We start from the raw sequence: 7130 nt of genomic DNA on the forward strand, positions 1-7130 counted from the left end.
CCCACTTTTCATCCGTATCCAGATGTATTACATTTATATGACTGTTGGGTGACAGAACAATAACCAAGGCGAAAGTCGAGACTTCAGCGCGCAGGCTTCACCCCCCTGGAGAAGGACTGGACCGGCTCAAGCCCTAATAGCGGACCGCAATGCCGAGAGGCGCGGCGGGCCGCGTCAAAAATGAGGAGTGAACCCAATGAAGCATCTCATCAAAACCGTCGCCGCTGCGTCCGTCCTGGCTTCGGCCGGCCTGTTCGCCGCCAGCGCGCAGCAATCCCAGGAATTCACCTTCGCCGTGGACCGCGCCGAGTTGACTTCCGAGCAGGCTGTTCGCGTGGCTTATCAGCGTCTCAACGTGGAAGCCGCTCGCTATTGCGAGGCGCTCGCCCTGCAGGCCAACGAACAGGCGTATTGCCGCGCCGACGTTGTCGAGCATGTGGTCAGCGCCGTGTCTCATGAAGGGTTGAGCTCCCTTCATGTGGAGCGCACCCGTGAAGCCCGCTACGTGGCGGATCGCGGCTAGGCTCGACCTTCCGCAGTCACGGGTCCGCCCGTGCGTTTCAAGACGGCCCGCCAGCGTTCAGCTGGCGGGCCGTTTGCTTTGGTCCAGGCCGTTTATACCCGGCATAGGCGTTTGCGCGATAATTTGACTCTCAAAAGGCGAGTGCGTAGCCTGAATTCTCCAGACAGGAGAAACGCCATGAAAATGCTTGCTACTGTTTGCGCAGCCCTGACCCTCACGGCTGGCGTGGCCGGCGCGCTTTATGCGCGATCCATCGAACCGGTCTACAGCACTGTCTATTACAGTGACGCCTCGAAAACCGAAGTCGTCGGGCTGAGCATTGAAATGTGCCTGCAGGGCGGCGTTGTGCCGGGCCCGGTCTCGGGGACGCAGACAGCGTACAGCACGTCCAGCATCATCTATTACTGCGACACGGCGACCGGTTCGATTGCGCCGTGATCAATCGCGGCTGAACGCTCTGGCGTGATGCGATTGCGCCAGAGCCGGCCCCGCCACTGACGACGAAGCGTCTTGACGCTGTATCCAGCCTCTTCAATGCTCAGGCCCCAGAGGGCAGGGTGCGCCTGCCTGTCACCTTCAAGCCGGAGCACCCCATGGACCACCTCAAGTCCGCCATTCGCACCATTCCCGATTATCCCAAGCCCGGCATCATGTTCCGGGATGTGACGACGCTGCTGGGCGATCCGGGCGCATTTCGCGCTGCGGTGGATGCGATGGTCTTTCCCCATGCGGGCAAGAAGATCGACAAGGTCGCGGGGATCGAGGCGCGCGGTTTCATCCTGGGAGGCGCGGTTGCGCACCAGCTTTCGGTCGGCTTCGTGCCGATCCGAAAGAAGGGCAAGCTGCCGCACAAGACGATCAGCCAGTCCTATGAGCTCGAATACGGCACGGACGAGGTCGAGATCCATACCGACGCCATCAAGCCGGGCGAGAGCGTCCTGATCGTGGATGACCTGATCGCCACCGGCGGCACAGCCGAAGCGGCGATCAAGCTGATCCGGGCGGCAGGCGGCGAGGTGGTCGGCTGCTCCTTCGTCATCGACCTGCCCGATATTGGCGGCGCCAAGCTGATCGAGAGCCATGGCGTGAAGGTGGCGAGCCTGGTGGCGTTCGAAGGCGAATAGGGCCTTTTCAAACGCGAATGAAAAAGCCCCGGAGCAGCGCTCCGGGGCTTTCTCGTTCTGAATGAAGGCTGTCGCGCTTATTCGATGAAATTGCGCACGTCCTCAGCCAGCTGCTCGATCGAGGGCTGGTGCAGATACATCATGTGACCGGCCGGGTAGTAATGCATGTCGATCCGGCTCTGGTCATAACCGGGGCGGTTGAATGTCAGCTCGGTCGCGAAGAACGGCGTGGCGAGGTCGTAATAGCCATTGGCCACCATCACGCGCATATCGCTGTTCTGACGCATGGCGCGCTCCAGCCAGGGCGAGACGTTGACATAGCTGTTCTCGCCGCCCGCCGGGCCAGCGTCCCAGTTCCACTGACGCACGCCGCCCAGCGGCGTGTAGGGGCGGGTGATGTCTACGCCCAGGGTGCGGGTGTAGTAATCGAGCATCGAGGCGGTGTAGGCGCCGTCAATGCCATAGCCGGAGGGATCGCCCTCGGGATTTTCAGAGACGCCATCTTCCTCGGGTCCGGTGAAGCGGGCGTCGAACCGACCAACGGACACGCCCTGATCGCGCAGCAACTCCGTGCGGAAGCGCGACAGGTTCACCCGCATGTTGGCGCGCTCGATAAAGGTGCGGGACAGACCGGTGAAGCTCGCCAGACGATCAATAACGGCGGCGCGGGTTTGCGGGTCGATGTTCTGACCGCGCACCAGGGCCGGCAGGTATTCGTCCGTGGCGAAGCTGCGCGACGCCTCGATGAAAGCGTCGAAATCATTGTTCCAGGCGCTGCGATCCACCTTCTCGTGATACCAGGCTGCCGCCGCATAGCCGGGCAGCAGGCCGACATAGGCGACCTCATTGCCCGGATCCGTGGCGTCGAGCGAGAAGTCCAGAACCGAGGAAATCAGGATGACGCCATTGATGGACACGTCATTCCAACCGGCCTCGAGCTGACGCATCAGCGCGGCGGAGCGCGTGGTGCCATAGCTTTCGCCGATGATGTATTTCGGCGAGGCCCAGCGCTGGTTCTCGGTCAGCCAGCGACGAATGAAATCCGCCACCGACCGGGCGTCCTCATCCACGCCCCAGAATTCCTCGCCTGCATCGGTGTCGCCCAGCGGACGGCTCCAGCCCGTGCCCACCGGGTCGATGAAGACCAGATCAGCCGCGTCGATCAGGCTTTCGGGGTTCTCGCGCACGGTGAAGGGCGCTGCGCCGTCATCGCCCGGCGGTTCGCTGGGCAGAACCACGCGCTGCGGGCCGAACATGCCCATGTGCAGCCAGAGCGAGGCCGAGCCCGGCCCGCCATTGAAGATGAAGGCCACCGGACGCGTGCGCGGATCGGACACGCCGTCACGCAAATAGGTGGTGGAGAAGATCGAGCCGGTCGGCTCGCCGTCTTCATTCTCAAGATAGGTCTCGGCGGCGATGGCGCGATAGCGAACGCGTTCGCCCCCCGCATTGACCTGGCCGGTCGATTCCCAGCGACCCGCTTCCGGGATCTCGGGCGTGTCGTCATTCTGGGCCAGTACGGGCGTTGCAAGCATGAGCGCTGCGCTCAGCGCAGCTGCGGCGGTACGGAACATGTCCGTCTCCTTTCCCCTTGTCGCCTCACGTCCCGAAGCGGGCCGGGCGCGAGTGTCATGATGGTCTGTTGTGAGGACCCAGGCGGTTGCTGGTCAAGTTCAGACATATGCCTGTCCCCAAACGAAAACCGCCCCCGTCCGGAGACGGGGGCGGTCAGAAGCGTCGCGACCTAGTCTTCGAAGGCGGCGATCAGCGTACGAAGGTGGGCGCGGTGCGCCTTGGCTTCGCGGGAGCCGGTAAGATCCGGCATCCAGTCGGGGCCGACCCAGCCCTTCACATCCTGGATGGAGGCGAGTGCGGCCGAGCGGGCCACCGGCGAATACTCGTCATTGCCGGTGATGCCGATCAGCGTCCGCAGATATTCCACCTGCAGGTTCTGACGGTAGGTGTTGGGCTCGCCGCGAATATCGTCGGCGTAGACCACCTGGGTCAGGTCCTGCAGATAGTCGGCGACCGGATAGTCGCCGCCATACTGACGGGCGTCATTCATGCGATCGAGCATGTTCGGGTGCAGCAGGTGCGCCATCACGGCCCGTTGCTGGCTGAACGCGCGATCATGCAGGGCCGGATCCTCGTCAGAGCCGAAATGGTCAAAGAAACGGCGCTGGCGCTGCAGGTGATCGAGATAGGCTTCTTCCGCCGTGAAGGCGTCCGGGCCGAACAGGGCGGCGTCGAGCACTTCAAGCGCCTGTTCCTGTTTCTCGCGCGGCACCGGAATGAAGGGCGTCTCGGCGCCCGGCTGACCCACCACGGACCGGTTGTTGTAGATCCCGCCGATATGCCGGCTGGCGACGTTGGCGGCGCCAAAGCGCTGGCCGGACAGCACCAGATAGCTCGTCAGGAGCGGCTGGTAGGTTTCGCCCTCGATCTCGAACTCCTCGGGGAGGGTGCGCAGGGTGTCGTTGATGACGGCGACGCGCTCGCCCGCCCAGGTGACGGGGTCGGAGGAGAGGTCGTTGATCATCACGCGCGGATCCGAATGGATGCCCGGGCTGCGCATGTCGTCGGCGTCATTGCCGAAGGCCAGTTCGGGATCGGTGGAGCGCTCCAGGATGGCCGGCAGGGCGTCCGTTTCCGGCGTGTAGCCATAGCTGATCGCCCAGATGTCGTAGGGCCCGGGCGTTTCCTGGGAATACTGCACGGTCTCCTCGCCATTATGAGGCAGGTTGAGCGCCGGATAATCCATGATCGAGCCGGTCACCCGCTCGCCGCTGGCGAGATCCTCTAGCGAGACGGTCGAGCTGGCGCGCATGTTATGCATCAGGCCCATGGTGTGACCGATCTCGTGGATCACGAGATAGTGCAAGGACTGACGGATCAGCTCGTCGATCTCGACGGTGGAGGCGCCCTGAGCCTGAAGCGTGGCGAGTCCCGCCATGGTCTCCATTTGCAGGTGCTCGGCGAAATTGCACATGGCGCCGTGGGAGTCGTGATCATGCTCGATCACCGGCTCGCCGGTCATTTCCGCCAGTTGCTCGGCCGGCAGCCACTGGCTCAGGCCCGCCACGTCAAACAGTTCGGAATAGCGGATGCGGTTCGTCAGGAAGACGTATTCCAGCATGATGTCCGCGCCCATGATCTCGCCGGTGCGCGGATTGGTGAAGCTCGGGCCATAGCCGCCGAAGGGCGGGGTCGGCGAGGAGGTCCACCGCAGCACGTTGTAGCGGATATCGCCGGCGTCCCAGTCGGCGTCGTCAGGCTGCACCCGCACTTCGACCGCATTGGAGAAGCCCGCGGCCTCAAAGGCGATGTTCCAGGTCAGGGCGGCGTCACGGATGGTGTCGCGCAGTTCGACCGGGGTGGTGTTCTCGATCCACCACACGATGGGCTCGACCGGATCGGAGATCTCGGCGGTCGGGTCCTGTTTTACCAGACGCCAGCGATTGATCACGTCGTCATAGGGCGTGACGCTGGTATCGGTCAGATTGGTGATCCGCTGGCCGAAATAGCCCACGCGGAAATCATCCGCCCGCGGCTCATAGCCGTCTTCCGGCAGCGCCAGGAAGCTGTGCTGAACCGTCACCGCCACGGCGCGCGCGTCGGTGATTTCCTCACCGCCGCCATTGCGCGGGGAATCCTCGGTGTAGACGTATTCAACGACCACATCCGTGTTTTCAGGATAGTTGCGCACGTCCAGAACGCGGGTGCGGTCGCCAGACAGGCGGCCCATGGAGAAGGCGTTCTCGGCGCCCGGGCCGCGCGGAGCGTTCGGCTTGATCTGGGACAGATCCTCACCGCTCAGGAGCGAATCGATCTGGACGAGATAGCGGTCCGATCCATCGTCGTCGCCTTCGGTTTCCGCGGCGATCTCCAGCACGGCCAGCGGCGCGCGGGTGATGTTGGCGTGCGAGGCGCGCGACAGGGCGTTGTCCGCGTCAAAGGAGAAGTTGGTGTTCTCGGCGCTGATCTCGATCTCGCCATAGTGCTTGGCGAAGCTCAGAACGCGGTTGTCGCGGAACTGACCGCGGAACAGACCGGTGCGCGGCGCGCCATCTTCGGCGTAGGTGAAATAGACGAACTCGTCATCGAGCTGATCGGCTGCGATCTCCATGTAGAGATCGCCATTCTCCGGATCGCGATAAAGCGGAAACAGACCGTCGATGACTTCAAACTCTTCCGTGAAGCTCTCGATGGTTTCCGTTTCGTCTTCGCCCTCGTCCTGGGCGAATGCGGGCGCACCCGCTGAAATGGCTGCGATGGCCGCTGCAAACCACAGGCTGCGAAACTGCGACATCTCCAAGCCCTCCCCTCTTGATTGCCGTACAAGTGTGACAAACTAGGCTGGAGAGCCGGTGAGAGCAAAGATGTGATCTCTTACAGTTTCGTCACATTTGTTCCTTGCCCGGCCCGAATGATCCGCCTCTAGCGTCAAGCGAGACCCCATGAACTACCGCCACGCCTTCCATGCCGGTAATTTCGCCGATGTGCTCAAGCATCTGGTTCTGGCGCAATGCCTTGAACATCTTGGGAAAAAGGCCAAGCCCTACCGGGTGATCGACACGCATGCGGGCGTCGGGGTCTATGACCTGACCGGGGATGAGGCGCGCCGCAGCCCGGAATGGAAAGAGGGCGTCGGGCGCCTGCTCAAGACGACGGCTCCGGCCGAGCTTGATGATGCGCTCAACCCCTATCTCGACGTGATCCGCGCCATGAATGACGGCGACGCCCTGACCGCCTATCCCGGTTCGCCTGAAATCGCGGCGCGGCTCGCGCGCCAGGACGACCGCATCCATCTGTGCGAGCTGCACAAGGATGATTCCGTCACGCTCGACCGTCGCTATGCGCGCGATGCCCGGGTGAAGGTGCAGGCGATGGACGGCTATCGCGCCCTGCCGGGCCTCGTGCCGCCGCGCGAAAAACGGGGTCTGGTCATCATCGATCCGCCCTTCGAGCATCGCGACGAGATGGCCTTCATGGCCCAGGCCGCCAAATCCGCGCTGGAGCGCTGGCCGACCGGCACCTTCATCTTCTGGCGCCCGCTCAAGGATCTGTGGGCGCAGGAGCGGTTTGACGTGGGGCTCGCCGAATGGCTGATCGCCGATCAGGGGCTGGAGGGCGAGAAGCTGCTGCGCGCCGACATGTGGGTGCGCGAGCTGAGCGAAGAGGGCCCGCTGGCCGGAGCCGGGGTGGTCGTCGTGAACCCGCCCTTCCAGCTCGAGGAGCGTCTGCTGAAGCTGCTGCCCTGGCTGACGGACCTGCTGGCGCAGGATGACGGCGCGGGCTGGCGGCTTGATGGCTGCATCACTGATGACAGCCTGATGGTGGATGAGTTCTAGGAGCGCAACCCGAAAAGCGGGAACCGGTTTTCGGACAAGTTGCGCGTTTGAGACATGATCTGACGCTGGCCGCGTAAGGTCCTAGGCGTCCGGCTCGTTCGCTTCACTGACGCCGAACAGCTTGCCCTTCTC

6 protein-coding genes are annotated in these 7130 nt (G+C 63.4%); 4 read left to right on the forward strand and 2 right to left on the reverse strand.

From position 1 onward, the window contains the following. Positions 1-196 precede the first annotated feature (196 nt). The 3 genes from B2Z70_RS02825 to B2Z70_RS02835 all read left to right on the forward strand — a co-directional run bounded on the left by B2Z70_RS02825 (position 197) and on the right by B2Z70_RS02835 (position 1647). Complete coding sequence (locus B2Z70_RS02825) at positions 197-523, forward strand: UrcA family protein (RefSeq protein WP_009801709.1); 327 nt, start codon at positions 197-199, stop codon at positions 521-523. Between the two features lie 177 nt (positions 524-700). Continuing rightward, complete coding sequence (locus B2Z70_RS02830; protein WP_009801708.1) at positions 701-961, forward strand: hypothetical protein; 261 nt, start codon at positions 701-703, stop codon at positions 959-961. A gap of 155 nt (positions 962-1116) precedes the next feature. After that, complete coding sequence (locus B2Z70_RS02835; protein ID WP_040612509.1) at positions 1117-1647, forward strand: adenine phosphoribosyltransferase; 531 nt, start codon at positions 1117-1119, stop codon at positions 1645-1647. Positions 1648-1724: 77 nt separating this feature from the next. Here B2Z70_RS02835 and B2Z70_RS02840 read toward each other — a convergent pair whose 3' ends face one another. Beyond that, entirely contained in the window at positions 1725-3221 is a 1497-nt protein-coding gene (locus B2Z70_RS02840; protein WP_292980761.1) for a S10 family peptidase, read from the reverse strand. A 170-nt stretch (positions 3222-3391) separates the two neighbouring features. After that, positions 3392-5956, reverse strand: a complete 2565-nt coding sequence (locus B2Z70_RS02845; RefSeq protein ID WP_292980764.1) for a zinc-dependent metalloprotease — start codon at positions 5954-5956, stop codon at positions 3392-3394. A gap of 148 nt (positions 5957-6104) precedes the next feature. On the opposite strand from B2Z70_RS02845, the gene B2Z70_RS02850 reads away from it, so the two are divergent. Next, positions 6105-6998, forward strand: a complete 894-nt coding sequence (locus B2Z70_RS02850) for a 23S rRNA (adenine(2030)-N(6))-methyltransferase RlmJ (protein WP_292980767.1) — start codon at positions 6105-6107, stop codon at positions 6996-6998. Positions 6999-7130 lie beyond the last annotated feature (132 nt).

The organism is Oceanicaulis sp. UBA6590 (assembly GCF_002433705.1).
GTDB lineage: Bacteria > Pseudomonadota > Alphaproteobacteria > Caulobacterales > Maricaulaceae > Oceanicaulis.

Bases quoted from the DNA above. Each gene is read 5' to 3' on its own strand.
- B2Z70_RS02825 (WP_009801709.1), top strand. From the start codon at position 197: ATGAAGCATCTCATCAAAACCGTCGCCGCTGCGTCCGTCCTGGCTTCG.
- B2Z70_RS02830 (WP_009801708.1), top strand. From the start codon at position 701: ATGAAAATGCTTGCTACTGTTTGCGCAGCCCTGACCCTCACGGCTGGC.
- B2Z70_RS02835 (WP_040612509.1), top strand. From the start codon at position 1,117: ATGGACCACCTCAAGTCCGCCATTCGCACCATTCCCGATTATCCCAAG.
- B2Z70_RS02840 (WP_292980761.1), bottom strand. From the start codon at position 3,221: ATGTTCCGTACCGCCGCAGCTGCGCTGAGCGCAGCGCTCATGCTTGCA.
- B2Z70_RS02845 (WP_292980764.1), bottom strand. From the start codon at position 5,956: ATGTCGCAGTTTCGCAGCCTGTGGTTTGCAGCGGCCATCGCAGCCATT.
- B2Z70_RS02850 (WP_292980767.1), top strand. From the start codon at position 6,105: ATGAACTACCGCCACGCCTTCCATGCCGGTAATTTCGCCGATGTGCTC.